This is a genomic window from Lysobacter sp. TAB13, from assembly GCF_052113885.1.
Lineage (GTDB): Bacteria > Pseudomonadota > Gammaproteobacteria > Xanthomonadales > Xanthomonadaceae > Lysobacter > Lysobacter gummosus.
Map to the genome: position 1 here is coordinate 172,836 of NZ_JBFRDR010000006.1, position 26,624 is coordinate 199,459.

General features: G+C 67.9%; 19 protein-coding genes. 4 read left to right on the forward strand and 15 right to left on the reverse strand.

The genetic code is table 11. From position 1 onward, the window contains the following. Positions 1-6: 6 nt before the first annotated feature. The 3 genes from AB4Y92_RS09675 to AB4Y92_RS09685 all read left to right on the forward strand — a co-directional run bounded on the left by AB4Y92_RS09675 (position 7) and on the right by AB4Y92_RS09685 (position 2,639). Positions 7-720: a c-type cytochrome gene (locus AB4Y92_RS09675; protein ID WP_441819442.1), complete on the forward strand. Its 714-nt coding sequence runs from the start codon at positions 7-9 to the stop codon at positions 718-720. Between the two features lie 180 nt (positions 721-900). Beyond that, the gene (locus tag AB4Y92_RS09680) at positions 901-1,335 is read left to right on the forward strand and encodes a hypothetical protein (protein ID WP_235114693.1); all 435 of its coding nucleotides are present in this window, start codon (positions 901-903) and stop codon (positions 1,333-1,335) included. A 92-nt stretch (positions 1,336-1,427) separates the two neighbouring features. Beyond that, the gene (locus AB4Y92_RS09685) at positions 1,428-2,639 is read left to right on the forward strand and encodes an NAD(P)/FAD-dependent oxidoreductase (protein WP_441819542.1); all 1,212 of its coding nucleotides are present in this window, start codon (positions 1,428-1,430) and stop codon (positions 2,637-2,639) included. A gap of 176 nt (positions 2,640-2,815) precedes the next feature. Here AB4Y92_RS09685 and AB4Y92_RS09690 read toward each other — a convergent pair whose 3' ends face one another. The 9 genes from AB4Y92_RS09690 to AB4Y92_RS09730 form a co-directional block, all read right to left on the reverse strand. Further along, positions 2,816-6,907 (reverse strand): ATP-binding protein, encoded by a 4,092-nt coding sequence (locus AB4Y92_RS09690; RefSeq protein WP_441819443.1) that lies wholly within the window; start codon positions 6,905-6,907, stop codon positions 2,816-2,818. 82 nt (positions 6,908-6,989) lie between these two features. Continuing rightward, the gene (locus AB4Y92_RS09695) at positions 6,990-7,661 is read right to left on the reverse strand and encodes a response regulator (RefSeq protein ID WP_441819444.1); all 672 of its coding nucleotides are present in this window, start codon (positions 7,659-7,661) and stop codon (positions 6,990-6,992) included. A gap of 323 nt (positions 7,662-7,984) precedes the next feature. After that, positions 7,985-8,722, reverse strand: a complete 738-nt coding sequence (locus tag AB4Y92_RS09700; protein WP_441819445.1) for an OmpA family protein — start codon at positions 8,720-8,722, stop codon at positions 7,985-7,987. Between the two features lie 580 nt (positions 8,723-9,302). Beyond that, positions 9,303-10,763: a WS/DGAT/MGAT family O-acyltransferase gene (locus AB4Y92_RS09705; protein WP_441819446.1), complete on the reverse strand. Its 1,461-nt coding sequence runs from the start codon at positions 10,761-10,763 to the stop codon at positions 9,303-9,305. A gap of 191 nt (positions 10,764-10,954) precedes the next feature. Next, a complete protein-coding gene (locus AB4Y92_RS09710) occupies positions 10,955-12,385 on the reverse strand; it encodes a cryptochrome/photolyase family protein (RefSeq protein ID WP_441819447.1) in 1,431 nt (476 codons plus the stop codon). A gap of 197 nt (positions 12,386-12,582) precedes the next feature. Continuing rightward, positions 12,583-14,289 (reverse strand): S8 family serine peptidase, encoded by a 1,707-nt coding sequence (locus AB4Y92_RS09715; RefSeq protein WP_441819448.1) that lies wholly within the window; start codon positions 14,287-14,289, stop codon positions 12,583-12,585. Positions 14,290-14,706: 417 nt separating this feature from the next. Next, positions 14,707-16,353 (reverse strand): S8 family serine peptidase, encoded by a 1,647-nt coding sequence (locus AB4Y92_RS09720; protein ID WP_441819449.1) that lies wholly within the window; start codon positions 16,351-16,353, stop codon positions 14,707-14,709. Between the two features lie 241 nt (positions 16,354-16,594). Further along, complete coding sequence (alr, locus tag AB4Y92_RS09725) at positions 16,595-17,686, reverse strand: alanine racemase (protein WP_386789044.1); 1,092 nt, start codon at positions 17,684-17,686, stop codon at positions 16,595-16,597. A 326-nt stretch (positions 17,687-18,012) separates the two neighbouring features. Further along, positions 18,013-18,348: a glycine zipper 2TM domain-containing protein gene (locus AB4Y92_RS09730; RefSeq protein ID WP_148648876.1), complete on the reverse strand. Its 336-nt coding sequence runs from the start codon at positions 18,346-18,348 to the stop codon at positions 18,013-18,015. A 376-nt stretch (positions 18,349-18,724) separates the two neighbouring features. On the opposite strand from AB4Y92_RS09730, the gene AB4Y92_RS09735 reads away from it, so the two are divergent. Next, the gene (locus tag AB4Y92_RS09735; RefSeq protein ID WP_441819450.1) at positions 18,725-19,345 is read left to right on the forward strand and encodes a hypothetical protein; all 621 of its coding nucleotides are present in this window, start codon (positions 18,725-18,727) and stop codon (positions 19,343-19,345) included. Positions 19,346-19,492: 147 nt separating this feature from the next. On the opposite strand, the gene AB4Y92_RS09740 is transcribed toward AB4Y92_RS09735, so the two are convergent. The 6 genes from AB4Y92_RS09740 to rpsR all read right to left on the reverse strand — a co-directional run bounded on the left by AB4Y92_RS09740 (position 19,493) and on the right by rpsR (position 26,618). After that, on the reverse strand, positions 19,493-20,041 hold the full coding sequence (locus tag AB4Y92_RS09740) for a hypothetical protein (RefSeq protein WP_441819451.1): 549 nt from the start codon (positions 20,039-20,041) through the stop codon (positions 19,493-19,495). Between the two features lie 656 nt (positions 20,042-20,697). Beyond that, the gene (locus AB4Y92_RS09745) at positions 20,698-22,845 is read right to left on the reverse strand and encodes a peptidoglycan-binding protein (protein ID WP_441819452.1); all 2,148 of its coding nucleotides are present in this window, start codon (positions 22,843-22,845) and stop codon (positions 20,698-20,700) included. 325 nt (positions 22,846-23,170) lie between these two features. Beyond that, positions 23,171-23,695, reverse strand: coding sequence for a hypothetical protein (locus tag AB4Y92_RS09750; protein WP_441819453.1), 525 nt, complete (start codon positions 23,693-23,695; stop codon positions 23,171-23,173). 223 nt (positions 23,696-23,918) lie between these two features. Then, positions 23,919-25,334 (reverse strand): replicative DNA helicase, encoded by a 1,416-nt coding sequence (locus AB4Y92_RS09755; protein WP_215058513.1) that lies wholly within the window; start codon positions 25,332-25,334, stop codon positions 23,919-23,921. Positions 25,335-25,726: 392 nt separating this feature from the next. Continuing rightward, a complete protein-coding gene (gene rplI, locus AB4Y92_RS09760; protein ID WP_057943042.1) occupies positions 25,727-26,179 on the reverse strand; it encodes a 50S ribosomal protein L9 in 453 nt (150 codons plus the stop codon). 208 nt (positions 26,180-26,387) lie between these two features. Continuing rightward, positions 26,388-26,618: a 30S ribosomal protein S18 gene (gene rpsR, locus AB4Y92_RS09765; protein ID WP_031372470.1), complete on the reverse strand. Its 231-nt coding sequence runs from the start codon at positions 26,616-26,618 to the stop codon at positions 26,388-26,390. Positions 26,619-26,624 lie beyond the last annotated feature (6 nt).

The following is a 26,624-nucleotide window of genomic DNA, read 5'->3' on the forward strand; positions in this document are numbered from 1 at the left end:
GTCGTAATGAACAAGACGATACGAGGAACGTTGCGGCTGAGCGCCGCGACGCTGGCGGCGCTCGGCCTGGTGGCGGGCGCGTTGTGGTGGGGCGTGTACGACGTCGGCGCGGATGCGCCGCATACCAAGCCGGTGTACGCCGTGCTGGAGTTCGCGCGCGAGCGCTCGGTGGCGATGCGCGCGATGCAGCTGAGCGTGCCCGCGCTCGACGATGAAGCCCGCATCCGCAACGGCGCGGGCAACTACCAGGCCATGTGCGCCGGCTGCCATCTGGCTCCGGGCATGGCGCCGACCGAGTTGTCGCGCGGTCTGTATCCGGCGCCGCCGAACTTGTCCGCGCGGCAGGTCGACGCGGCCGCCGCGTTCTGGACCATCAAGCACGGCATCAAGGCCTCGGGCATGCCGGCCTGGGGCGCGAGCATGGGCGATGAGCACATCTGGGACCTGGTCGCGTTCCTGGGCAGGCTGCCCGCGCTGGACGCGGCGCAGTACCGCGATCTGGTCGCGCGCAGCGGCGGGCATTCGCACGGTGGCGGCGAGACCGGCGACGACGATCATCACGCGCCGATGCCGTCGGACGCACCCCACCAGCCGCCGCATCCGCACGGCGAACACGACGCCCCCGCGCCGGACCACGGTCACGAAGCGGCCCCGCCGCCGAGCGCCGGACCGGCCGCGCCGCCGCGGAACCGTGAACACGGACACGCGCACGGCCATTGACCCGCGCACCCTCGCAGCGCCCGGCCGCTCGCCGGGCGCGGCGGCGGCGCGAAAGCCCGCCGGTGGCGAGGTTCCGACCGTTCCAGTGGCTATGATGAACACGTCCCGGCGGCGGTTTGGGCGCGCCGGTCGACACGTTATGATGGCCGCAGAACGTACCGGCACAGCCGAGGAAGCACCATGTCGATCAATTCCAAGGCCCGCCGCGACGCCAAGAAACGCAAACTCGCCAAGGCCCGCAACACGCCACTGCCGATCGCCGGCACCCGCATCGAACCGCACGCGGAACTGCGCGACGCCCAAGGCCGCCTGCTCGGCGGCATCGTCCGCCGCGAGGGCGAATGGACCCTGGGCCTGGGCGGCCGCATCGTCGGCGGTTCCGACAGCGCGGCGCGGGTGCTGGCCCTGCTCGAACGCGCCGCGACCATGCACCGCAACGAAGGCCGCGAGGTCAGCCTGGGCTGTTCCAGCGCGCTGCGCATCGCCGCGCAGAGCGAAGTGGCCGAGCGCGGCCTGAGTTTCGAGCAGTTCCAGTTGGAACTGGAGAAAGAACTGGCGATCGACCCGATGCCGGCGCTCAACGTCGTCCAGGGCGGCAGCGAAGTCCGGCACTGACCGATTCAGCGCCGCTCGCCGAGCCGCGCAATCACCTTGCGATTACGCCGCGCCGGCTTTGCTAGGCGCATGCCTTGCCTGCCCCGCTGCCCGTGGACCTGAAAAGCGGATACCCGTTCTGGGCGATCCGCAACGGCCTGATGCACGCGTTTCCGCGCCTGCAGCAGGATCTGCGCTGCGAAGTGGCGGTGATCGGCGGCGGCATCAGCGGCGCGCTGATCGCCGACGAACTGGCCGCGCACGGGTTCGAGGTGGCGGTGATCGAGCAACGCGACGCCGGCTGGGGCAGCACCGCGGCCAGCACGGCGCTGCTGCAGTATGAGATCGACACCCACCTGATCGACCTGTGCGCGCGCTACGGCGAGACCTTGGCGGCGCGCGCTTACCTGGCCTGCGCGCAGGCCATCGGCGATCTGCGCACTGTCGCGCGCGATTTGCGCGATGTCGATTTCCGCGATCAGTCCAGTCTGTACTACGCCAGCAAGCCCGCCCACGTGGCGGTGCTGCGCGAGGAAGCGGCGTTGCGCGCCCGCCACGGCCTGCGCCTGCGCTGGCTCGACGCCGAAGCGCTGGCGTCGGACTACGGCCTGCGCGCGCCCGGCGCGATCCTCAGCGACTGCGCGGCGTCGGTGGACCCGTACCGGATGAGCCTGCGGCTGCTGGCGCGGCTGCGCAAACGCGGCGCGCAGGTGTTCGATCGCAGCCGCATCGAACGGATGCAGGCGGGTTCGCGCTCGGTCGAATTGATCAGCAGCGACGGCGTACGCGTGCGGGCCGAGCATGTGGTGGTCGCCGCCGGTTATGCCGGGCAGCAGTGGATCGATCAGCGCCTGGCGCGCAACCGCAGCAGCTACGCCTTCGTCACCGATCCGTTGCCGGCCGAGGAACTGCAGGCGCTGCAAGACACCATGGTGTGGGAATCGGCGCGGCCTTACCTGTACATGCGCAGCACCGGCGACGGCCGGCTGGTGGTCGGCGGCTGCGACGACGCCATCGACATTCCGGCCAGGCGCGATCGCCGGGTGCAGTCGCGAGCGAAGAAACTCGTGCGCAAGGTCGGCGAGCGTTTGCCGCGGCTGGAACTGCAACCGGCCTTCGCCTGGGCCGGCACCTTCGCCGAAACCGCCGACGGTCTGCCCTGGTTCGGCCCGCATCCGCAGCATGGGCCCAGAGTGCAGTTCGCGATGGCTTACGGCGGTAACGGCATCACCTACAGCATGATCGGCGCCGGTTTGCTGCGTGCGCGTATTCAGCGGCGCAAGCATCCGTTGGCGAGTCTGTTCTCGTTCGCGCGGCTTAAGTAATGCCGACATGCAGGTGCGTGGCGAGTTGAGCCAAGGGCATCGGGCCTGAAAGGCCCTCCCACAACAGACCTCGTGGCTTCGTAGTTTTTGTGGGAGGGCCTTTCAGGCCCGATGCCTTCCGCTCAAATCGCGACAGCCCTGCAGGCACATGCCGGACAAACGCCGAGACGCCCCGCTCAACCCGGCCCGATCGCCTGTTGCAAACGCTCGCGAAGCCCTTGCAGCCGCTGCGCAAAGGCGTCGACTTCATGCAGCAATTCCGCCAACGGCTGACTCAACAACCGGGCTTCCAACTGCTGGCCGGCACGCGCGATCTCAGCATCGTACAAAGCCACACTGCCGACCACGCGATGGACCGCCGCCGCGACCGCCGCGCCGCCGCCGCTGGCCAGCGCCTGCGTCAGCCGCTCCTGATCGTGCGGCAGTTCGCGCAGCAACAGCGGCAGCACCGCGTGCAGGGCCGGCGGGAATGCAGCGGTCAATTCCTGCGCGTACACCTGCGGAAACGCAGCGGCCATCGCTGATGCGTCGGCTTTTGCTTCAGCGCCGCCGCCGGCCGCTTCATGCGAGCGCGACTGCGCCGGTATCCAACGCTGCAACGTCTGACGCAGCTCCGCCAGATGCACCGGCTTGGTCAAGTACGCATCCATGCCGGCGGCGCGGCACAGGTCGACCTGCTCCGGCAGCGCGCTGGCGGTGATCGCCACGATCGGCAAGCGCGGCCCGCCGCGTTCGCGTTCGCCGGCGCGGATTTCGCGAGTGAGCGTGTAGCCGTCCATCAGCGGCATCTGGCAATCGGTCAGCAGCAGGTCGTAGCCGCCGTGCTGCAACGACGCCAGGGCCGAGCGGCCGTCGTTGCACAGATCGCAGCCGTAGCCCAGTTGCAGCAGTTGCCGCCGGATCAGTTCGCGATTGACCGCGTTGTCCTCGACCACCAGGATGCGCGCGTCGTGCCGCACCGCCGCCGGCGCCGCGTAGTCGCGTTCGCTCTGGCCTTCGCCGGACGGATCGCGCGCCCAGGCGCAAGCGCGGACCACGTGCAGATGCAGCAGCGGGTTGGCGTCGATGACGTAGTCGGCCGCGGCGGGCGTGCCCGGCATCCGCACCACGCGCACGGTGTTCGCGGCATCGCCGTCGTCGAACCACAGTTCGGCGGGCGCGCCGCTGTCGACCGGTTCGTGACCCAGCGCCAGCAGCAATTGACGCAACGCATCGGCGCGGCGCGCATCGGCAAGCGTGACCGCGACACCCAGGCCGGCGTTGTCCGCGCCCGGAGATTCGTAAAGCCCCAGCGGCACCGTGGCGATCACCCGCGTGCCCTCGCCCACCGCGCTGTCGATGCGGATCGCTCCGCCCATCAGCTCGACCAGACTGCGGCAGATCGACAGGCCCAGGCCGGTGCCGCCGAAGCGGCGCGAGGTGCTGTCGTCGGCCTGATGGAAGGGCTCGAACACGCGCGCGACCTGCTCCGGGTCCATGCCGATGCCGGTGTCGCCGGCTTCGATCCGCAGCAGCGCGCCGGCGTTACCCGCGCGGTCCCGCGCCGCGCCCGGTTCCAGGCGGATATCCAGCCACACGCCGCCGCGCTCGGTGAACTTGACCGCGTTGCCGAGCAGGTTCAGCAGCACCTGCCGCAGCCGCATCGCATCGCCCAGGTAGAACCGCGCGACCGCCGCGTCGATGCGCGCGTCCAGGCGCAGGCCCTTCTTGCGGCAGATCGCGGCGATATGCATGACCACCGAATCGGCCAGCACGCGTGGTTGCAGCGGCGCATGTTCGATGCGCAGATGCCCGGCCTCGATCTTGGACACGTCGAGGATGTCGTCGAGAATGTCCTGCAGCGCCCGCGCCGAATCGTGCATGTGCCCGAGCAGCACGTGCTGATCGTCGTCCAGCCGCGATTGCTCCAGCAGTTCGAGCATGCCGACCATGCCGCCCATCGGCGTGCGGATTTCGTGGCTCATCGTGGCGAGGAAATTCGACTTGGCCCGGGTCGCGGCCTCGGCCAGTTCCTTCGCCGCCTCCAGCGCCGCGGCCTGGGCGTGGGCGTGGGTGACGTCGAGGAAGTAACCGGTGTAGCCGGCGGCGCCGGCGTCTTCGCCGGGCTGGGTTTGCCGCGGCAATGCGTTGACCCGCACCCAGCGGATCGAACCGTCGTCGGTCGCCACGCGGAAATCGGCGTTGATCTCGCTGCGCGCCTGTTCGGCGGCGGCGATGGCATCGAGCACGCCGGCGCGATCGTCGGGATGAATCCGCGCGAACAAGGCCCGGGCATCGGCGACGATGGCTTCCGCGCCGATGCCGAACAAAGGCTCCGGCCGCCCGGTCAGATACGGGAAACGCAGGCGGCCCTCGCCGTCGCGCTGGGCCTTGAACACCACTCCGGGCAGATTGCCGGCGACTTCGCGCAGCTTGCTGTCGGCCGCTTCGCGACGGCGCGATTCCTGGCGCAGGCGCAGATAACCGGCGGCGATCGCGCCGATCACCAGCACCGCCACGCTCAGGATCACGATCACCCGGCTCCAGGGCACGCCGTAGTTGTACTTGGCGCTGATCCAATGGTTGTGGATGCGCTGGCGCTCGGCCTCCGACACGCTCGCCAATTGCTGGTCGATCATCGTCATCAGCGGCGTCAGGCGCCGGTCGGCGACGAAAGCGAGTTCTTCGTCGCTGCCGGCCGGCGTGACCTGCAGGGCGCTGAAGGGATACTGGGTGTTGATCACCCGATCGATCACCACCAGGTTGCCGACGTGCGCGTCGACCTTGCCGGCGACCAGCAACTTGAGGCCTTCGGCATTGGTCGTCACCCCGACCAGATTGACGTCGGGCGCGGCCTTGAGCACGGCGCGGCCGGTCAGATGCAGATGGGTGACCGATACGCGCTTGCCGTCCAGACTTTCCAGGCCGACCGGGCTGGCCGCGCCCTGCGCGGTCACGATCACCACCGGGATGCGCTCGATCGGCTGGCTGTAGATCCAGTGCGCGCCGGGCAAGGCGCCGATCGGGATCACCGCCAGATCGGCCGCGCCGGTGGTCAGCGCGTTGGCCGCGCCCTTGAATCCATTGGCGTTGACCGGCTGGAACTGGATGCCGAGCCGGTCTTCGACGATGTGCGCGTAGTCCGGAAGAATGCCGACCGGGCTGCCGTCGCTGTCGCGCGCCGACAGCGGCGCGGCGTTGTCGTTCAAGGCGATGCGCAGCTTGGGCAGGTTGCCCAGCCATTCGCGCTGACTGGGATTGAGCTCGCCGTCGAGGTCGGCGCTTTGGAAATCGCCGCGCAGCCACTGCACGCGCAGCCGGTCCACGCGCGCCGGATCGCGCTTGATTTCTTCGTCGATCAGTTTCAGCAGCGGCAACTGCGCGTGCGGCGCCGCGTACAGCACGGCCAGGTCGTCGCGCTGCATCGACGGCGGGGTCTGCGAGCCCGGAACCAGCTCCAGGCGCGGATAGGCGCGCTGGCGCAGGTACCAATCCAGGATGTACGGCGCCTCGAAGAAGACGTCGGCCTTGCCGTCCTCGATCGCCTGCAGGGCCTGGACGCTGCCGGCCACCGGGACCAGTTCGGCCTGCGGATAGCGCTGGCGATTGCGGGTGTGCGCCATCATCGCCGCCGGGATCGCCATGCGCATGCGCTTGAGGTTGTCCCGGGTGAGCAGGCGCGTGTCGTCCTTGCGCTTCACCGCGTACATCGACATCCGCATGATCGGATCGGTATAGGACAGACAACGGGTGCGCGGGTAATTGAGCAACACGTTGACGGCCACATCGACGCGGCCCTCGCACAACGACTTGAGCATGTCCTCGGTGTTGCTGGTGCGCACGTACTGCAGGTCGATGCCGCGCGGGCGCAGAATTTCCTCCAGCAGTTCGATGCTGAAGCCGCGCGAGTGGCCCAGGTTGTAGTCGGCGAACGGCATCGCTCCCCAATCGGGGACCGCCACGCGCACGACTCTGGGCAGCGCGGGAGCGCCGCTGCGCGCACGCAGAGGCGGCACGATCGTCGGGCCGGTTCGCGCGGGGGTGGCGACGGTGGGAACGATGGAATCGGGGATTGCGGCGGGAACGACGCCGGAGGACGGCGGCGCGGTGTCCTGTGCCGGTTCCTGCGAATCCGCCTCGACCTGGGCCGGGGTGTCGGGCGATCCACGCGTGGCCGCATCGGCCGCGGCCGAATCCATCTGCGCAGGTTCGACCGCGCCGCCCGGCGCTATCAGCGCGAGCAGCAGCGCCAGCGCCGCGATACGCCATCGATGCGCACGCCGTTGCATGCCATTGCCCCGCGCCGGCATAGCGCCGCGCGGGCCCGTGCCCGCCGTCGCATCGATAGCGCTCGCCGCTGTCATCGCCGGCTCAGGAAAGCAATCCCTTGGAGCGGGCGTAGTCGTAGATTTCCAGATCGTTCCTGAGCCCGAGCTTGGTCATGGCATCGGTCTTCTGGCGGCTGATGGTCTGCTTGCTGCGATGCAGTTGCGCGGCGATCTCCGACACGCTGCTGCCGGCGGCGAACAGGCGCAGGACTTCGGCTTCGCGCGGCGACAACGCGATCTCCTCGCGCTCGCCGCCGCTGCGCACGCTGTCGAGCATCGGCCGCAGCGCCTCACCGTAATAGTGCCGGCCTTGCATCACCGCGCGCACGGCCTGTGGCAGTTCGGTGCCGGCGGCGGCTTTGTCAAGCAGGCCCTTGACCCCGGCGTCCACGATGGAACGCAGCACCGGCACGTTGCCGATCATGGTCAGCACGATCACCGGCAGGTGCGGATGACGGCGTTGTATCTGCCCCAACAGGCTCAGGCCGTCGCCGGCGCGGCTGCCGGGCATGGAGAAATCGGTGATCAGCAGATCCACCGGCGTGCTGGCCAGCAGGGTCAGCAATTCGTCGGCGTTGGCCGCTTCGGCGACCACCCGCCAGTTTTCGTTGAGCGCCGAGGCCGATTCCAACAGCGCGCGCACGCCCGCCCGCACCACCGGGTGATCGTCAGATAGCGCGATGCGCAGGCTCATGCCGTCGATACGGGGATTCACTGTCGCTCATTACTAGCACAGGGTGGGCCATCGGCCGGTGCGACCAAAGTCGCAACGGCGGCATCGAAACGCGAGCGCTGAATCGCGCATCGACCCGGGCATTGTAACGCCTGAAAAATCGCTTGATTCCCTATGAAACCAATCGCGCCCGGTGCGGGGGCATGCAAGCCGAGCGCGTGAATTATTAAATGATTTCTAACTATAAGCACCGGGCCGTAAGCCGGCCCGGTGCCTGGATCGATCGCGGCGCGACCTGCGCCGGGCAGCGCGGCGCGATGTGCGTCGCCGCCGCGACTACGCCGATCGATATCGCGGCCGATGCCTCAGGAGCGCACCGGCACCAGGGTGATTTCGACGCGGCGATTCTGCGCGCGGCCCTGTTCGGTGTCGTTGCTCGCGATCGGGCGGGTCTTGCCGGCGCCGGTGAGAATGAAGCGGTCGCGCACCAGTCCCTTCGACATCAGGTAGTTGCCGACGCTGGCCGCGCGTTGCTCGGACAGGCGCTGGTTGACCGCGTCGGAGCCGATGCTGTCGGTGTGGCCGGCGACCTCGACGATGGTCTGGTTGTATTCGGTGAGCGTGCTGGCGACGTTGTCGAGCACCGAATTGAACTGCGGCTCCAGGTTGGCGCTGTTGAAGGCGAAGGTGATGTTGCTGGGCATGTTGAGGGTGATGTTGTCGCCCTGGCGGACCACGTCCACGCCGGTGCCCGACATGCGCTCGCGCAGGGCGCGTTCCTGGCGGTCCTGGTAGTTGCCGATCGCGCCGCCGGCCAGGCCGCCGACACCGGCGCCGATCAGGGCGCGCTGGCGGCGTTCGGTGGCGTCGTCGCCGCTGAGCAGACCGGCGGCGACGCCGGCCAGGGCGCCGATCAGCGCGCCCTTCTGCGTGCGGTTCATCCCGCCCTGCTGTTGCGGCGGCGGGTTCTGGCCCTGCGGATACTGGTTATTGGGATACGGCTGCTGCTGGCCGCCGTAGTAACCGCCGCCACCGGTGGCGCAGCCGGCGAGCAGCGCGGTCATCGCGGCGGCCGCGAGGGCGAGTTTGAGCTGGGTCTTCATGGGATTCCTCGTCTGTGTGGCGGAGCGCAGACAAGCTAATCACGCCGCCGTTGGTGGCGAGTGACGAGGGCCCAGGCCTGTTCAGGCGGCGGTACGGAATTGGCGATGCGATAGGGAATTGGGCGTCGGGTGGCTGCGCGGCCGACTGCCGTTGTTCTCGCGAGGGGGGCCGCGGCACTGGTCTGTGTCATCGCGAAGATGGATCGGCCCACTCACCTACGGTCACTGCTCGCAACCTACCTATCGTCATTCCCGCGAAGGCGGGAATCCAGAGACTTCAGCGTCATCCTTCAAGAACGTCATTCCCGCGAACGCGGGCTCCGCTTTACTTCGGTGTAGCCGAGTATCCAGCGACTTCAAGCGTTCTCGCACGAAAGGCCCTGGATTCCCGCGTTCGCGGGAATGACGGTAGGTGAGTGCGATTGAAGGTTGGTGGGTTGCGACGAATGAAGGCAGGACACGAACAGGAAGTACGTCAGGACAAGTGACGGCAGGTAGGTTACGACGAGACCCGGGTACGCAGCCCGACTCCCGAATCGAGGTTCCGTTCCGGAACCCCAGTCCTCAAACCCTCAAACCATCAAGCCATCAACGCGTCCGCACCTTCCGCATCCAAGGTGAAGTCCCAATTCCCCATCAGCGCCAGATACAGCAGCTTGTCGAACTCGGCGCCGAAGCGGCTGATGACCGCGTCGGGATCGGGGATCAGCTTGCCGTCGGCGATCAGGCCGAAGTGGACCCGGCCGTTGTAGCTCAGGATCGAAATGCCCACGCCGATCGAACCGGTCTGCGGCACCCAGAACATCATCTCGTCCAGGCGGCTGCCGGCCATGTACAGCGGCTGCTGCGGCCCGGGGACGTTGGTCGCCACCGCGGTGGCCTTGCGGCTGAACAACTCCAGCGCCAAGCCCTGCACCTGCGCCGGCGCCATGCCGAGCGCGGCCAAAAGTCCAAATGCAACAATAGCTTGGCGTGAATTCTTGAGATTATTCATGCACTCAGCGACCCGCTCCACGCGGCGGATCGGATTGCTCTCGCCCACCGGTAGATCCAGGAACACCAGGCCGAAGTGATTGCCGAGCTTGCGCGCATGCTCCAGCGGACGCAGGTTGACCGGCACGGTCGCGCGCAGGGTCATGCCGTCGACCTGATCGCCGCGTTCGATCATGTAGCTGCGCAGCGCGCCGGCCGCGGTCGCCATCAGCACGTCGTTGACGGTGCAGTCGCAGGCGCGGCCGACCGCTTTGACTTCTTCCAGGTCCAGCGGCTCGGCCCAGGCCACGCGCTTGGACACGCCGAGCTTGCCGCGCAGCATCGACGGCGGATCGTCGGACAGCGACAGCGCATGCAACAGTTCGCGGGCGATCTCCCCGCCCTCCTTCGCCAGCATCGCGGCGAGGGTCGGGTCGCGGTACATCTCCATGCCCTTCTCGATCGCGCGGCTGCCCAGCTTCATGTAGCGATCGACCGCGCCGACGCGGCGCGCGACATCGGCGCCGTCCTGCTTGAGCCAGGCATGGGCCAGATCGCTACCCTTGGCCGGCTGCGCGGTGGTGTCGGTCAGCGACAGCAGCACCTGCACCAGGGCGATGCCGTCGGCATAGCTGTGGTGAATGCGCGCGACCAGCGCCGAGCCGCCGTTGTAGCGCTCGATCAGATGGAATTGCCACAGCGGCCGGCTGCCATCGAGCGGACTGGACGCGAGCTGGCTGACGAAGCGCTCCAGCACGCGCTTGCCGCCGCGTCCAGGCAGCGCGGTGTGCTGCACGTGCCAGTCCAGGTCGAGGTCGTCGTCGGTCTGCCAATACGCTCCGCCGGCGGTGTCCACGGCCTTCTGGCGGAACCGGGCGTAGGCGAGGAAGCGCTGCTTGATCACCCGCTTGAGCGCATCGACCGACATCGGCTCGGCGAACATCAGCACGCCGGTGATCATCATCGGATTGGTCGGACGTTCCATCCGCAACCATGCGGTATCGACCCGCGACATCGCTTCGCGGCGCGCGCGTTTGCGCGGCGGTGCATCCGATTCAGCCTTGGCCATGCGCCCTCCCAACGTGTCCGGCGAGTGAATCACGCGCTGGTTGGGGCGTCAACGCGAGGAGCCGGGAATAGGGAATTGGGAACAGGCAATGGTGAGAAGAACGGCGAATCAAGGGAACGCGGGCAATAGCGACATCACCTCGTCGGCCGATGCGTAGCTTCGCCGGTTTCTGTCGTTACCTTCTTTCCCCGCTACTCCCGCAACTTGCGGTAGGCCTCCAACGCCGCATCGCGCCCCGCTCCCAGATCGACCAGCGGCTGCGGCGGATAGTCCGGTGCGGCCCGGCGCAGCGCCTGCGGATCGCGCCACGGCGCATGCCGCAACGGCGCCGGCAACGCGGCGAGTTCGGGCACCCAACGGGCGATGTAGTCGCCGTCGGGATCGAACTTCTCCGCCTGCGTCACCGGATTGAACACGCGGAAATACGGCGCCGCATCCGCGCCGGTGCCGGCCACCCACTGCCAGCCCAGGGTGTTGCTGGCCAGATCGGCATCGACCAGGGTGTCCCAGAACCAGCGCGCACCATGGCGCCAGTGATAGCGCAGGTGCTTGGTCAGATAGCTGGCGACGATCATGCGCACGCGGTTGTGCATCCAGCCGGTGGCCCACAACTCGCGCATGCCGGCATCGACGATCGGCACACCGGTCAGCCCCTGCTGCCACGCCTCCAACTTCGGCTGCGACAGTCGCGCCCAGGCGAAATCGGTGAAGCGCGGATTGAAGTTCTGCTCCGGCGTGTCGGGAAAGTGATGCAGCAGGTGATGGGCGAATTCGCGCCAGCCCAGTTCGCGGATCGCCGACTCGACATCGCGCGCATTGCCGGCGTTGCGCTCGCGCTGCAGTACCGCGGCCGCGCGCCACGGTGCGATCTCGCCGAAATGCAGATGCGGCGACAGCCGCGAGGTGCCGACCCGGTCGGGCCGGTCGCGTTGGCTGGCATAGCCTCGCAAGGCGCCGTCCACGAACGTCTCCAACGCCGCGTGCGCGCCGGCTTCGCCGGGCGTCCAGTGTTCCCAGAAGGTTTCCGCCCAGTCGCGTTGCGGCGCGAGTTTGAGCGCCGCCAGCGGCACCCCCTCGGGACCTTCGCGGGTGTCGGGCAGCGACGCCGGCGGCTCCCACAGCGGCTCGTCCTTCCAGTTCGCCAGCGCGGCGCGCCAGAACGGCGTGAACACCTTGAACGGCCCACCCTGCTTGGTGCGCAGCGTCCACGGTTCGAACATCAGCGCGCCGTTGTAGCTCTCCACCTCCAGGCCCATGCGCCGCAGCGCCTGCTTGATCTTGGTGTCGCGCTTTTCGATGTAGGGCTCGTAGCGGCGATTCCAGAACACCGCCTGGGCGTCGGTGGCCAGCACCAGCGATTGCAGCGTGGTCAGGCTGGGGCCGAAGAACCGGCGCAGGTGCGAGCCGCGCTTGCGCAGGTCGGTATCGAGCGCGGCAAGCGAGCGATGCCGCCAGGCGTCGGAAGCGCCGCCGGGCCGCCAGGTGCCGTGTTCGTCCGGCGCATGGATGTAGATCGGCACCGGGACGTAGCCGGCGTCCAGCGCCGCACGCAAGGCCGGGTTGTCGGCCAGGCGCAGGTCGTCGCGGAACCAGACCAGGGCGAGAGGTGGGGCTTCGGGCATCGGGGCGGCGCGCTCGACGGGCACTCAGTATGCCGTCGCCACCGGCGTCGACGGCAGCGGCATGCGCGATCCGGGCCGGGGTGCCCGGCCTGGAAGCGCAATCGCCGCTTCCCGGGGGAAGCGGCGATCGCGGCTCAACGGTAGTCCAGCAGGGGCCGGCCCTTGCCGACCCCCGGATTCGGATCGCTCCGGACCGATTACGGCGCGCGCTTGAGCTCCTCGACCGCGGCCTTGATCTGGACCAGGCCCCAACCGGTGTTGTTGTCGCGGCCGGCAACGTCGATGTCCTTCGCCGTGGTCAGCAAGGCATTGCGAACCTGCTGCGCCGTCGCGCTCGGGCGTGCGCTCCACACCACCGCAGCCGCGCCGGCGACATGCGGCGAGGCCATCGAGGTGCCGGTCATGTACGCATACGAGCTGTCGTTGGCGATCTGCTTGCCGCTGACCGTGGCGACCTGTCCCACCATGCCGGCCAGGATGGCTTCACCATCGGCCTTGCTGATGCCGACCACCGGAATGGTCAGGGTGATCGCCGTCCCGCTGGCGTTGAACAGTCCGGCCTTGAGCGGGCCGTCGGCATTGTTGTAGATCACCACGCCGAGTGCGCCGCCCGATTTCGCGTTGCTGGCCTTGACGCCGAAATTGATCTCGCCGCGCTGGCACAGCACGACCTTGTTCTTGAACGTCGCCGACGACGCCTTGCACAGGCCGCCGTCGACCCAGCCGGCGCTGGCGCTGGAACCGGCCGAACCATTGAAGACGTCGGCCGGCATGCTGGAGTTGCCGACCAGCAGCGGGTCGCCCGTGGCCAGACCCAGGCTGCGCACGCCCACGCCCGGCGCGGCCAGGTCGATCTCGCTGTTGAACTCGGAGTTCGGGTCGCGCTGGTTGCCGGAGTCGACCGACGCCACCGACAACACGCTCGGATAGGACGCGGGATACCCCAGCGGGTTCGGCGGGGTGGTGCCGAACAGGCTGGGCGCTCCCGTCAAGGCCCAGTTGCCGGCCGCCGCGACCACCAGCACGCCGCGATCGGCCGCCGCCTGCAATTCCTTCTTCTCGGTGCTCGAGGATATCGTCCCGCCCAGGCTCATATTGACGACCTTGGCCCCGGCGGCCTCGCACTGCTTGATCCCGGCGACGGTGTCCGAAGCGTAAGTAGCCTGCTTGCAGTCGACGCCGGCGAACCGCTTGACGATATGCAGCGACACCTTGCCCGGGCTCACACCGACCACGCCGATGTCGTTGTTGGCCGCAGCAATGGTGCCGGCAACGTGAGTGCCGTGGCCGCAAGTGTCGGCATCCCAGCCCTCGGTGGCGTTGGGATTGTTGATGCCGGTGATCGTGACCCCGGCCAGATCTTCATGCGAGCGCTTCAGGCCCGAATCGATCACGCACACCTTGATGCCCTCGCCGGTCGGCGCGCCGGCGTCGATCACGCCGTCGCCGTCGGCATCCCAGGTCGCGCTGGCCTGGATGTGATTGACGCCCCACGGAGTGTCCTGTGCCAGCAGATAGCGCTCCGGATCGATCTCGACCGACTCCACGGAAGGATCCTTGCGCAGGTCCTCCAGCGCCGCGGCCGACGGCAGGGTCAACACCGCCTTGTTGAGTCCTTCGAACAGATAGTGCTGCCTGGCCTGGCCGAACTTGCGCTGGGCCAGCCGCGCATTCACGCCGCGCACGTTGGCGTTCATGCGTTCGTGCGCCTGGCCCACGAGTGCGGCGATCTGATCCAGCAGCGCCTTGGGGTCCGTGGACAGCTTGGGCACCGAGGTCGGCGTTTCCTTGAACTGGACCCATACCCGCTTCGTGCCGGTAGCGGTTTCGGCCTGAGTCGCACTCGCGATACACATCGTGGCCAGCGCCACACACATCGCACCTGCCAGCTTGGTCTGCTTCATCGTGTCGTCCCCTGAGCTTTGTGAAGCAGGTTGAGCCCGGCCGATACCTATCCGTTGACGGATGGCGACCGGGTCAAGGACGAAAACGACGGCACGGCCCGCGTCCCCTATGGCGGCGCTGGCTTTTCAGACTTGTCCTAACTCACGGAATGCACGGAACTTGCGTACCCGAGCGACGTGATGCGGACTGATGATGAATTCGACAGCAAACAGCAAGCCAACTAGGGCGCGTAATTTATGGCCGCCGCGAAATTTTCCGGATGCATCCGCCGGATCGACCGCACGAAAACCCGGCGCCATCGCCTGCGTCCGCGCCGGTGCGGACGCGTGCGCACGCGCGCCGGTCCGGGCCGCTGCGAAACAAAAAAACGGGGGCCGCGAAGGCCCCCGTTTGCCGGTTCGAACCGACCTGTGCGTTTACTGCGCTTGCAACTCGGCGATCGCCGCCGGAATCTGCACCAGACCCCAGCCGGTGTTGTCGTCGCGGCCGGCCGCGTCGATGTCCAGCGCGGTGGCGTCGAGCGCGTCGCGCACCTGCTGTGCGGTCGCGGTGGGCTTGGCGCTCCACACCACGGCGGCCGAGCCGGACACGTGCGGGGTCGCCATCGAAGTGCCGCTCATGGTCTCGTAGGCGTTGTTGGCCACCGACGGGGCGGCATCCACGGTCGCGGTCTGGCCGGCCAGATTGGCGACGAGGTATTCGCCGTCGGCCTTGCTGATGCCCACCGCCGGCAGGGTCGAGGTGGTCGGGGTCAGGTTCGGCGCGGTGCCGGTGTACAGGCCGATGTTCAAGGCGCCGTCCACGTTGTTGTAGATCACAACGCCGGTGGCGCGGCCGCTCTTGGCCTTGGTGATCTTGTCCAGGAAGGTGTTGGTGCCGCGCTGGCAGACCACGATCTTGTTGCGCCAGGTGCTGGAGGAGGTCTGGCACAGGCCGCCGTTGACCCAGCCGGCGCTGGCGGTGGTCTGCTTGGAACCGGCGACCGGGGTCGCGGCGAAGCTGGAGGTGCCGACGGTCAGCGGATCGTTCTTGAGCGGATAGGTGCTCTGCACGTCCACGCCCGGCGCGGCCAGTTCGACCTTGGGCGTGAACTGGGAGAAGTCGGCCTTGACGTTGGCCGAGTTCACCGCCGCCACCGAGACCACGCTGGTGTAACCGGCCGGATAGCTCTGGGTGTTGTTGCCGTCGTTGCCGGCCGCGGCGATGCTGAGCACGCCGGCGTCGGCCACGGTCTGGAACGCGGTGCGTTCGGCGGTGCTGGCGGTGGGGCCGCCCAGGCTCATGTTGATGACCTTGGCGCCGGCGGCCTGGCAGCGCTGCGCGGCATCGGCCAGGGTCGAAGAATACGTCCACGAGCACTGGCCATGGCCGCTGCCGTTATAGCCGTTGCTGCCGAAGATCTTCACGATGTGCAGCGACACCTTGCCCGGGCTCACGCCGACCACGCCGGCGCTGTTGTTGGCCGCGGCGATGGTGCCGGCGACGTGGGTGCCGTGCCCGCAGGTGTCGGTGTCCCAGCCGGTCGGATAACCGGTGATGGTCAGGCCGGCGAACTCTTCGTGGTTCTTGTTGAGGCCCGAGTCGATGATGCAGACCTTGATGCCCGCGCCGGTGGCGGCGCCGGTGTCGATGACGCCGTCGCGGTTGGCGTCCCAGGCATCGCGCGCCTGCACCTGGTCGATGCCGTAGGGCACGCTCTGCGCCTGCAGGTAGCGCGGCTGGTCGATCTCGACCGATTCAACCTCGGGGTTGGCGCGCAGCGCCTTCACAGCCTCGGGCGAGGCCAGGGTCATCACCGCGGCGTTGATGCGGTCGAACTGGTAGTTGAGTACCGCCTCGCCGGCCTTGGCCGCGCCGAGCTTGCTGCGCAGGGCCTGGATGCGTTGACCGAGGTTGGGCGTGGCCAGCGCGCTGCGCGCGGATGCCGAGCCGGCGGCGTTGGCGGACTTGAACTTGACCCAGACGCGGTTCGGGTTGGGGCCTTCCTGGGCCGCGCTCGCGGCCGACGCGATCATGGTCGCCAGACCCAGTCCCAGCGCGCACATCAACTTGCTCTGCTTCATCGAAACCCCGAATGCAATGATCGGCCGGACTCCGGTCGGAGCCGCCATCGGGCGTTGCCCGATCTCATTGCTAACGGTCCCAAAGCGGCGTCTCCCTACCCCGCCCGCACAATTTTCCTGACCCAGCTGAACCGCCAGGCACAAGAAGAGTGCTTGCAAGAGCAAGGGCCGCTATCGGCGGACGATTTTCCCGATGCAGTTCACGGCGCCGCGAATGCGCCGCGCCGAACGCCGCCGACGCTCAGGCTTCGACGAAACGCACCCGGCGAGTGATCGAGCAAGTCAGCTCGTAACCGATCGTGCCGCTGATCTGCGCGATGCGTTCGACCGGCAGCTCCGGCCCCCACAATTCGACCGGATCGCCGACCTTGGCCGCGGGCACGCCGCGCAGGTCGATGGTCATCAGATCCATCGACACCCGGCCGATGACCTGGGTGTCGTGGCCGGCCACGCGCACCGGCGTGCCCGAAGGCGCGGCGCGCGGGTAGCCGTCGCCGTAGCCGATCGCGGCCACGCCGATCAGCATGTCCTGCGGCGCTTGCCAGGTCGCGGCGTAGCCGATGCGTTCGCCCTTGCGCACACGGTTGACCGCGATCAGGCGCGTGGACAGCGTCATCGCCGGGCGCAGGCCGAAGTCGGCGCCGGTGCGGCCTTCCACCGCGCTGATGCCGTACAGCAGGCCGCCGGGACGAATCCAGTCGGCGTGGGCTTCGGGCCAGCCGAGCACGGCGGCGGAATTGGACAGCGAGCGCACCCCGCGCAGCCCTTCGGTGGCGGCGGCGAAGGCGGCTAACTGTTCGCGGGTCTGGCGGCTGCCGGGCGAGTTGCCGTCGAACTCGTCTGAGCTGGCGAAATGATTCATCAGCACGATGCCGTCGGCGACGCTGGCCGCTTCGCTCAGGCGCGCATAGGCCTCGCGCACCTGCTCGGGGGCGAAGCCGAGCCGGTGCATGCCGCTGTCGACCTTGAGCCAGCAGCGGATCGGATCGCCCGGCGCGGCCTGCTCCAGCATTTCGATCTGGCTGATGTGATGGACCACCGTCTCCACGCCGAGGCGGCGCAGTTGCGGCAGATCGTCGGCTTCGTCGAAGCCGGACAACAGCACGATGGGTTGCGACAACCCGGCCGCGCGCAGGCGGTCGGCGTCCGACAGCGCGGCCACGCCGAACGCATCGGCGCCTTCGAGCGCGCGCGCGACGCGTTCGAGCCCGTGGCCGTAGCCGTCGGCCTTGACCACGGCCATCACCCGGCTGTGCGGAGCAAGCGCCCGGGCCTGGGCGAGGTTATGACGCAGCGCGTCGGTGTGGATGTTTGCGCAAGTCGGTCGTGCCATGCCGCCTAGTCTAACGAAGGCCCCTGCCCGGCCTATGAGCCCAATGTGAAGTCGGGACTAGGCGGCACGCCGTGCAAACCGCGCGACGCGCCGGAATCAGAACCATTGCTGCTGATAGAGCGGTTCGACGACGGCCTGGAATTCGCGGGTAAACGCGGCCAGATACAACTTGCCGTCGATGCGGCGGAAGATCAGCAGCACGAATGCGTCGCGAAAGAACCGGGATAAGGCATCGGGCCCGAAGGCCGTTCCATAAAAAAACCGCGCGTGGAGAACCACGCGCGGTTTCTTGTTTGCCTCCGGACCTTGCGGCCGGAAGCCGCGGATCAGTCGCAGCGGCGCTCGATCACGGTCTCGGTCTTGTTCTGCTGGTGTTCCTGGATCTTACGGCCGGCGAACGCGCCGCCCACGGCACCGGCCGCGGTCGCGAGCTTCTTGCCGTTGCCGCCGCCGACCTGGTTGCCCAGCAAGCCGCCGGCCACCGCGCCGATCGCCGTGCCGGCGATCTTGTGCTGGTCCTTGATCTGCTTCGGACGCTGCACTTCGACGTTGTAGCAATGCGGAGTCTTCTTGGACGACTTGGACTGAGCGCCCGCGGCGCCGGTCACCATGACGCAGGACATCAGTACGGCGGCGATCATGGTCTTGATATTGGAATTCATATAACTCACCGATGGAGTTGGGGGGCAATGGCTACGATGCGCCGCGACTCGTCATCAACGCGTCAATCCGTGGACGAATCCGTGCACCGCGGACGCAGGCTAGCCCGAACTGGCTGAACGGGCGCATTCAAGAAACCGGTTGCAGGCAACAAAACTTCATAGCGTGCGCGAGGTCAACAATCGCTCGCGGCGGCTTCTTGGGCTACCGAGCGGGGCCTGCAGGCCTCGCGCGCGAGCGTCGCGGCGACGGCCGGGCCCGTTCGTGATGCGGCGAAACTGACCTATGATTCGCCGCATCGGCAGGCCGCGCTTGCGATGCCGCCGCCCTGCCCGACCGCTCACACGACCACCGCGCCGCCTCAAGGAGTTCCCGCGAATGAATCGCTCGATCCCGGCCATGACGCTCTGCCTCGTGCTCGCCGCCTGCAAGGCCGGCGCGCCCTCCGACACCGCCGCGCCGGCGGCGACGCCCGCGCCCGCCGCGAATACGGCGCCGGCCGCGCAACCCGCGCCTGCCGCGGCGCCCGCGCCCAAGGCGGTTTACCAGTTCTCTTTCGCGGCCAAGAGCGAAGAGTCGAAAGACCCGCGCATCGTCGATTGGGGCGAGGACGGCTGCGGCCGCTACCCGATCGTCAAGGTCGACTCGATTCCGCTGTCGGACCCGTGGCTGCTGCCCGACTCGGTGGTCGAGTTCGATGCCAAGGGCCAGGAACTGACCCGTTGGGGCAAGCCGATGGGCTCGGACCTGATCGGCCTGGACGGGCAGCGACTGCAGTTCCGGGTGGACGACAAGTGGCAGCGCGGCGCCTTCGCTACCGATGCCTCCGGCGCGGTCGAGCCGATCACCAGCCAGGCGGCCTCGCTGTACGACACGGCGAAGATGATCGATTGCCCGAAGCTGCCGAGCTTCGCCCAGTCCGACGCCGAGCAGTGCTTCGTGATCAAGGATGCGGGCGGCGCCGAACGGCGGCTGGCTTGGGAAGGTCCTTGCACTTGAGCGGTATCCGGACCGGTTGATCCCGGCAGGCGGCACTGCGCTGCGCATCATCGGCTCGCTAACGAAAAGCCCCGCGTCGCAGCGGGGCTTTTCGTTTGTGCGGAGCGGAGGCATTTCGGCTTGCGCGCAAGCCGCAGCCTCACCGCGTCATTCGTCGTCCACCGAAGTCACCAGGGCCCACGCCTGCTTGCCGGCGAGCCCGCGCCCGATCGCCTCCGCGTATTGCGCGCGCATCTGCTCCAGCGCCTGCGCGACTTCGTCGGCGGGGATCGCGATCGCGGACGCATCGGCCGGCGTGCCGCCCAGGTAAGCCCACTCGGCGGCGAGCTGCGCCAGCGCCTGTTGCACGGTCGCGCCGTCGCGGCCGGCGATGTAGGCGTGCACGGACGCGCGTTTGCGCACGATCAGGTACTCGGAAAAGATCCGCTCCTGCAATTGCGGATCGAAGGCTTGCGCGGGATCGAGCTTGAGCGCGCGCACGGCGAGATCGACGCTGGAGGGAATCAGCTGGTATTTGCCGATCGCGAACAGGCGGTCGGGATCGTTGCGCGGCAGATGCTGCAGGTTCTGCACCTGGCGCAAGGTCAGGCGCGAGAAGTCGATGCGCTGGCCCTGCGAGTCGCCGCTGCGGCCGCGGTTGAAGGCGCCGTATCCGCCCGAGCCGCGTTCGATCAGTGCGCTCAGCGGATTGCTCACGGGGGTCCTCACGACTGCATGGCGGGGGTTGGCGGCGAGGAGCATCGTACCGCGATCGGGGGCATGCCGATTTTGCGCAAATGGTGCGCGAGATCGCAGTGTGGCTGGCGCGTATCGGTGCGTTAGAACCGGTTCAAAGTTTCTGCTTTTGCTCGTCATTCCCGCGAACGCGGGAATCCAGGGCCTTTCGTGCGAGAACGCTTGAAGTCACTGGATTCCCGCGTTCGCGGGAATGACGGACTGGAAGGATGACGCTGAAGGCTCTGGATGTTCGGCTTCGCCGAAGTAGAGCAGAGCCCGCCTTCGCGGGAATGACGATCTGAAAGGATCGCGCTGAAGTCTCTGGATTCCCGCCTTCGCGGGAATGACGGCCTGGAAGGATGGCCCTGAAGTCTTTGGATGTTCGGCTCCGCCGAAGTTAAAACGGCGCCTGTCTTCGCTGGAATGACGAGCAAAAAAAACGCCGCCCGAAGCAGAAACTTTGAGCAGGCCGCTACACGAGCGATACCGGGCCCCACAACAACGCGGCCCCGCCGAAGCGGGGCCGGTTGTCTCGTGCACATGCGGATCGATCAACAGCCAGCCGAGAGCCAACTGCGAAGCCCGGCAATCGCCGGACTCATCCGATCATCGCCTGGCTCACCCGAGCCAAACCATCAACGCCCCGGAGCCGCCAACTGCTGGCGCTGTTGCTGCTCCAGGTCCTGCTGCTGGCTCTGCTTGGCCATGTGGTCGCTCATCTGCTGCATCGGCGGGGTCGGCGCCTGGGTGTCCACGCGCACGTGGAAGCCCGGGGTCGACCCTTGCACCAGCACGTCGCTGCCGTTCTTCCACACGGTGCCGATCTGCTCCGGGCGGGTCATGCCGTTCTCCATCGCCTGCAAGGTGACGTTGGCGACGGCTTCCGGACGCGCGCCGGGCATCTGCCGGCCGATGGCGGTGTACAGCGCATGGTTGGGATGCGAGGCGTCGGTGATCAGCGGACCGGGGGCGGCTTCGCGCGGGGCCGGCGGCGTGTTCGGCGACGGCGCGGCCGGTGCGGTCGGCGCCGCGGCGTCGCGCGGAGCCGGCGGCGTATTCGGCGTCGGCGACGGTGCCGCCGGTGCCGTGTTCTGCGGCGCGGCCGGCGTCGGCGTTGCGGCCGGCGCGGTCGGTGCGTTGACCTCGGCGGTGGCGGTCACCCGGCCCTGCGGCAGTTGCCGGCCGATCGCGTCCAGCGTGCGCTGATCGGCGATGCCGGTCGGCTCCAGATTGTGCGCGCTCTGGAAATTGCGCACCGCGCCGGCGGTGTGCTCGCCATAGATGCCCGAACGCGTTTCCAGCGGCTGGCCGCGCTCGTCGCGCACGCCGAGCTGGTTCAAGGACTGCTGCAGACCGCGCACGTCGGCGCCGCGTTCGCCCTGGCGCAGCACGCCGTCGGCCATCGCGTCGCGGGTGGCCGGCGTCGGTGCCGGGGTGGTCGGAGCCGTCGGAGCGGTCGGCGTGGTCTGGCCGCGGCCGGGCACGGTCAGGTGCTGCATTGGATCGACCGCGACGCCGTTGACGCGATACTCGAAGTGCAGATGGGTATCGCCCTGGCGCGGCGTGTTGCCGGTGCGGCCCATGGTGCCGATCTGCTGGCCGGGCTCGACATGCTGGCCGTCGCGCACGTTGATGTCGCGCATGTGCATGTAGACCGTGGTGACGCCGTTGCCGTGATCGATGCTGACCATGTTGCCGGCGGCGCCGTTGTTGGGCTTCACGTGCACGGTGCCGCCGCTGTAGGCCTGGATCGGGTCACCTTCGCGGCCGACGATGTCCACGCCCTTGTGGGTGCGCGCGCCGCCGCCGCGCGAGGTGCCGAATTCGCCCTGCCCTTCGCCCGGCTTGTCGGCATGGTTGATGGTGGTGTTGCCCGGCGCCGGCCAATGGCCGGTGCCCTGCGGCTGCGGCGTCGCCGGGGCCGGATGGTTGCGGCTGGCTTCGGGCAATTGCAGTTGCGTCTGCACCGCCGCCAGAGTGGCGCGATCGGCCACGCCGGTTTCCGGCAGATGGTTGGCGTGCTGGAAGCTGCGCACCGAGGCCGCGGTGTGTGCGCCGTAGACGCCGGAGGTGGTTTCCAGCGCCTGTCCACGCTCGTCCTTGAAGCCGAGCTGGTTCAAGTTGCGCTGCAGCTGGCGCACCGGTTCGCCGCTCTCGTTGCGGCTCAGGGCGCCGTCGGCCAGCGGATTGGCCGGGGTCTGGGTCTGAGTGCGGGTCGGGCCGGCGTCGGTGACCGTGCGCCAGGCCTGTTCCGGCGTCTGGCCGCGGCCGATCGCTTCCTGATAGTTGGTGCGCATCTGCTGCAGGGCGCGGCCGGCGTCGGGCGCCGAGATCGAGGCGGCATTGCCGCCGACGCCGCCGTAGCGGCTGCGGCCGGTGTCGGGATCGGCCACGCTGGCCCATTCGCCGGCCAGCTGGTCCTGGGCGCGATGCAAACTCGCGCCGGGCTGGCCGGTGATGTAGTCGCGGATGCCGGGCTGCTTACGCGAGATCAGGTAGTCGGAAAAGATCCGCTCCTGCAGCTCGGGGGTGACGCGCTGGTTCGGGTCCAGACGCAGGCTGGCCACGGCCAGGTCCATAGTGCCGGGAATGATCTGGTATTTGCCGACCGCGAACAGGCGGTCGGGATTGCCCGCGGGCAGATGCTGGCGACGCTGCAGTTCGCCCAGGGTCATCTGCGAGAAATCGATGGTGCGTCCGTTGGCATCGCCGGCGCGGCCGCGGTTATAGGAACCATAGCCGCCTTCGCCGCGCTCCAGGAGCTCGCTCAGTGGATTGCTCATGTTGGAAATCTCCGTTTACCGACAAGTGGTTGGATGGCGTATCCGGAGAGTTTCGTCCTGAATCAGCTCCGGCCATGGCAAGCGGGACGGGTGTCCGACTTGCACTTCGCGGCACGGATCCTTGCTAATCCGTGCCGCTTGCGGCCCTGACTGCACCGCGACCTGCCGGGGTTCACTGGCAGGCGTTTGCTGGGTTCCTCTGTAACGTCTGGTGGAAACGTCTGGGTGGAAACATCTTGATGTGAGTCTGATCCGGCGGGCGGCGCGCGATCGCGCGCCGGGCCCGGGCCCGATCCGGCGACCGCTCAGCGCGGCCGGCCCGGTGTTATTTGCTGAAACTCCATTCGGTCACACGCAGGCGCGAGTCCGCGCCGGCCACGTTCCAGTCTTCGATCATGCCGTAGCTGGTGACTTCCAGGCGCTGCGCATCGTGGCTGAAGCGGGTGGTGGCGTAGCCGTCGCCGCTGTAGGCGCTCAGCTCGGGGATGTCGGTGCAGGCCCGGCAGATCGCCAGGTCCGGGTTTTCCTTGCAGGTCTGTTCGTCGTGGCCGACCACCTGGGTCCGGCACTGCGGGTCCACGACCGGCTGCCAGCCGCCGTCCAGGGCGAGCTTGCGCAGATCGGCGTAGGCCATGTCCTTCTTCAACGCATCTTGCAGAGACGACATGTCGGGCTGTCCTTGCTGGGAAACGGTGGCGGCCGGCGCAGGCGTCGCGGCGGCGGGCGCCGCGGGTGCGGCGGCGCTCGGCGCGGCCGGTGCCGGGGGCGCCTTGCACGCGGCCAAAGCCGCGGTCGCGGCCAGCAGCACGGCGGCGGCGCGGGCGCCCGCACGGAATCGGGAATCGACCATGACACTTCCTGTGTGAGTTCAGACGAACTGGAGCAACACCGGCAAGGCTACCGTTCCGGCCTTGCACACGGCAACTGCCGGCCACGGCGGCGGGCCTTGGCCCGACCGGCGGCGGTTTGGATGCGGGAGGTTTGGATCGGTGGGCAGGCGCGCCGGCGAATGCGGCAATGCCCTGCCCCAGCCGCCGCCCGGCCGATGCGGGGCGGCGTGGGCGGATGCGGACTTACTCGAAGGAACCGACCGAATCGTGGGCCAGGTTGTCGAAGCGGGTGTACTCGCCGAAGAACTTGAGCTTGAGCGAGCCGGTCGGGCCGGAACGCTGCTTGCCGATGATGACCTCGGCCAGGCCTTTGTCCGGCGAGGTTTCCTTGTTGTAGTAATCGTCTCGGTAAATGAAGACGATCACGTCCGCGTCCTGCTCGATAGCGCCCGATTCGCGCAAGTCCGCCATCACCGGGCGCTTGTCGGCGCGCTGTTCCAGCGAGCGGTTGAGCTGCGACAGCGCGATCACCGGCAGGTTGAGTTCCTTCGCCAGATGCTTGAGCGAACGCGAGATTTCGGAAATTTCCGTGGCGCGGTTTTCGTTGTTGCCCGGCACCGACATCAGCTGCAGGTAGTCGATGACGATCAGGCCCAGGTCGTGCTCGCGCTTGAGGCGGCGCGACTTGGCGCGCAGCACTTCCGGCGACAGGCCCGGGGTGTCGTCGATGAAGATCTTGACCTCGCGCAGCTGGCGGATCGCGCCGGTGACGCGCGCCCAATCTTCGTCTTCGAGCTGGCCCGAACGCAGGCGCTGGGCGTTGACGCGGCCGACCGAGGAGATCAGTCGCAGCGCCAGCTGGCTGGCGGACATTTCCATCGAGAACACCGCCACCGCTTTCTTGGTGCGGAACGCGGCGTGCTCGGCGATGTTGAGGGCGAAGGCGGTCTTGCCCATCGCCGGACGCGCGGCGAGGATCAGCAGGTCGGTGTTCTGCAGACCGGCCGTCATTTCGTCGAATTCGGTGTAGCCGGTCGGGATGCCGGTGACCGAGCCGCCGTTGGCGTAGCGGGTCTGCAGCACGTCGAAGGCTTCCGACAGCGCCTTGGTGACCGGGGTGAAGTCGGTGCGGCCGCGGGCGCCGGCTTCGGCGATCGCGAACACCTGCTGCTCGGCCTTGGCCAGGATCTCGCCGCTGTCGCGGCCATCGGGTTGAAAACCGTCGTTGACGATCTCGGTGCCGACCTCGATCAGCTTGCGCATCACCGCCTTGTCGCGAACGATCTCGGCGTAAGCGGTGATGTTGGCCGCCGACGGCGTGGTCGTGGCCAGTTCGATCAGGTAGGCGCCGCCGGCGACCTGTTCGGTCAGGCCTTGCGATTCGAACCATTCGCCCAGGGTCACCGCGTCGAACGGGCGGCTCTTTTCCGCCAGCTCGCGGATCGCGCGGTAGATCAGCTGGTGATCGCGGCGATAGAAGTCTTCTTCCACGATCTGGTCGGCGACGCGGTCGTAGGCGTCGGGCGCGAGCATGAGGCCGCCGAGCACGGCCTGCTCGGCCTCCACCGACTGCGGCGGGACGCGCAGTTGGTCGATGCGCTGTTCGGCGCGGGTCTCGAAACGTTTTTCGCCACGGAATCCGCCGGCACGTGCGCTCATCGGGGAGACGATCCTCGTCGTTTCGGCCGCAACGCGGCCGATCGAGCCCGCAAGGGCCCGGAACTGGTCATTGGCGTGCCGGCCGATCTTCCGAGCGGGCTCAGGGCGAGCGCCGCACGATGGCGAATCGGAACCGGATTTCGATAGTAGATGCGAAAGCGCCGTTCTGGTTGCAGATAAGGTTGTGGATAAGAGCGGGATAAGCTGTGCTTCTATCGCACACTGTCGTCGCAAGCGATGAGATCGAGCGATCTGCGCCGACTCTCTGCGAACGACGGCGAAAGCACGGGCCCCTCACGCTCCACCCAGCAACCGCGGCGCTGCGAATCCGCCGTCGCAAAAAAACGAAGGGCGCCTCGCGGCGCCCTCGTTCGTACCGCGTCAGGCTCGGATCAGGCGACTTCGCCGGCGACCGTGACCTTGACGGTGATTTCGACGTCGGCGTGCAGGTGGATCAGCACGTCGTACTCGCCGGTGCGGCGGATCGGGCCTTCGCCCATGATCACTTCCGACTTGTTGACCGGGTAGCCGGCCTTGGTCAGCGCCTCGGCGATATCGCGCGGGGTCACCGAACCGTACAGCTTGCCTTCGGTCGCGGCGTTGGCGTGGACAGTCACCGTGGCGCCTTCCAGCTTGGCCTTGCGGCCTTCGGCGCCTTCGAGCTGCGACTTGGCCTTGGCTTCGTACTCAGCGCGACGGGTTTCGAACTCGGCCAGGTTGCTGGCGGTGGCCGGAACGGCCTTGCCCTGCGGGACCAGGAAGTTGCGGCCGTAGCCCGGCTTCACGTTGACCTTGTCGCCGAGGTTGCCGAGGTTGGTGACTTTCTGCAGGAGGATCAGTTGCATGGGATTGCTCCGTATTCGTTAGCGGGCCTGTAGGTCCGCAGCGGGATTCGCTGTCCGAAGAGCTGGAATCGGGATTTGTGTTGGTGAGGAGGCCAGATGCGGGTTCTATGCAGAACTTTGCGATCTGGTGGCCCCTCACCCCTGCCCTCTCCCGCAAGCGGGAGAGGAGGAGGAAGAGTTCGTCCGCTGAGCGGACGAACTACTTGCTTCAAGCGTTGTGGTTGTCCGTGTACGGGATCAGCGCGAGGAAACGAGCGCGCTTGACCGCCGTGGCCAGCTGACGCTGGTACTTGGACTTGGTGCCGGTGACGCGGCTCGGCACGATCTTGCCGGTCTCGGTCAGATACTGGCGCAGGGTGTTGAGATCCTTGTAATCGATCTCTTTGACGCCCTCGGCGGTGAACTTGCAGAACTTGCGGCGACGGAAGAACTTGGACATGGGGGC